The sequence below is a fragment of the Leisingera sp. F5 genome (assembly GCF_001593695.1).
Window position 1 is genome coordinate 1 of sequence record NZ_LUKH01000578.1, and the last position, 2078, is coordinate 2078.

General features: G+C 64.4%; 2 protein-coding genes. One reads left to right on the plus strand and one right to left on the minus strand.

Translation table 11 applies throughout. The features are described 5' to 3' along the window. Positions 1 to 1012 (plus strand): anthranilate synthase component I family protein (locus A2I95_RS33460; protein WP_291736763.1); only part of this gene is annotated, 1012 nt, incomplete at its 5' end. Between the two features lie 86 nt (positions 1013 to 1098). Here the strand turns inward: A2I95_RS33460 and A2I95_RS33465 are convergent. After that, the coding region (locus A2I95_RS33465) for a divergent polysaccharide deacetylase family protein (RefSeq protein ID WP_291736764.1) at positions 1099 to 2078 on the minus strand (980 nt) is incomplete at its 5' end.

Here is a 2078-nt window from a genome sequence, read left to right on the forward strand (position 1 = left end):
GGTCAAGGGAGAGGTGACGGTGGTCTCTCCCGCCTGGGTGCAGGATGGGCTTTCGGCGCGCGCGGCCTATGCCCAGGCCGCCGAACGGGTCATGGACGCGGTGCGCGACCTGGAACGCGCGCTGCCGCAGGCCAGCCGCGACCTGGGCGATGCGGCGGAGCTGGGTGAACCGGTCTCCAACTTTGCCCATGACGCCTATCTTTCGGCGGTGGACAAGGCCAAGGACTACATTCGGGCGGGCGATATCTTTCAGGTGGTGCCCTCTCAACGCTGGACGCAGGATTTCCCCCTGCCCCCCTTCGCGCTTTACCGGTCGTTGCGTCGGACGAACCCGTCGCCCTTCATGTTCTATTTCAACTTTGGCGGCTTCCAGGTGATCGGCGCCTCTCCCGAGATCCTCGTGCGGGTTTTCGGCGACGAGGTCACGATCCGCCCCATCGCGGGCACCCGCCCCCGTGGTGCCACCCCGGCCGAGGACAAGGCGCTGGAAGAGGACCTGCTGGCCGACCAGAAGGAACTGGCGGAACACCTGATGCTGCTGGACCTGGGCCGCAACGATACTGGCAAGGTGTCAAAGATCGGCACTGTCCGCCCGACCGAGAAATTCATCATCGAACGCTACAGCCACGTGATGCACATCGTCTCAAACGTCGTGGGTGAGCTGGCTGAGGACAAGGATGCGCTCGACGCCTTCTTTGCCGGGATGCCCGCAGGCACCGTCTCCGGCGCCCCCAAGGTGCGTGCGATGGAAATCATTGATGAGCTGGAGCCGGAAAAACGCGGCGTCTACGGCGGCGGTGTCGGCTATTTCTCGGCAGGCGGCGACATGGATATGTGCATCGCGCTGCGCACCGCTATCGTCAAGGATCAGACCCTCTATATCCAGGCCGGCGGCGGCGTGGTCTATGACAGCGACCCGGAGGCCGAATATATGGAGACCGTCCATAAATCCAATGCCATCCGCCGCGCGGCAGCGGACGCTGCCCGTTTTACCGGCAACGGCAACCGCTAGGACTTGCAGTGCAGGGCTGCGCTGCGGCTTCTTTCTGGTTCAAAATACCCTCGCCGAAGGCACGGCGCCCGTCTTGGGCGCCGTTTTCACTTAGTCGGCAGGTTTGCTTCCAAACTGGCCGAGACCGGCGCCAGTGCAATCCGGGCAGCCCGGTCCTGCAGGCCCCAGATCAGCAGTGCTGAAATCGTGTCGGGGCGCAACCGTCCCAGCATGATCACCGCGCCTTCCTGTCCGGCCCGGAACGCTGCCTGATCCAGAAACCGCCGGATCGCCCGGGGATTCTGCCCGGCGCCGTCAAAGTCGCGGAACACAATTCCTGCCGGCACGCCATCGCGCAGCGCCAGCTTCTGTACCGTGTTCAGCCCGCTGTTCTGGGTCACCAGCCCGTAGCCGGCCGAGGCCGCGGCTGCTGCAACCTGATCCGCCAGCGGCCGGTTGCCTTGCACCCCGGTCTCTATGCCTTCAAGGATCGCCATGGCTTCCGGCAGTTTGCTGCGCCAAACCTCCAGCGCGGTCTCCGCGTCCTGCGGCGATGCAGATCGCGGCAGATCCGCCAGCATCAGAACCTCGAACCCTGCCGCCCTGCGCGCGGCCATCTTAGACGCAGCCTGCGGGTCTTCCGGATCAATGGCAAAACTCAACGGATAGGGGAATTCCGCCAGCGCTTCAGCCCCGACAGCCCCTTCGTCGTCGATCAGTACAATCGACATCAGCGGCCGGTCTTCCGGATTGTCAAAAGGTTCCGCATAGGCCGTAAACGGCGGCTGGTCCGTTAGCCCCGCTGAGGCAAACCCGGCGTCCTGCGGCTTGTCCCGGTCGGTCAGCGGGACAACCGGCGTGCCGATGCTTGGCGCCAGAGCCTCTTGCCCTGCAACAGCAGATTCCTGAACTGTTTCGCTGTCAGAGATATTCTCATCACTGTCGCCGCCAGCCTCTGGAAGAACCGGCGCCGCACCGATAACCGGCAGCGTGGTTGCCTGCGGCGCACTGCCGATATCCGGGGCCAGAACGGCGGAAGTTTCAGGCGTTTCCGCAGGCGCCGGCTCCTCCTCAACCTCAGGCTGCA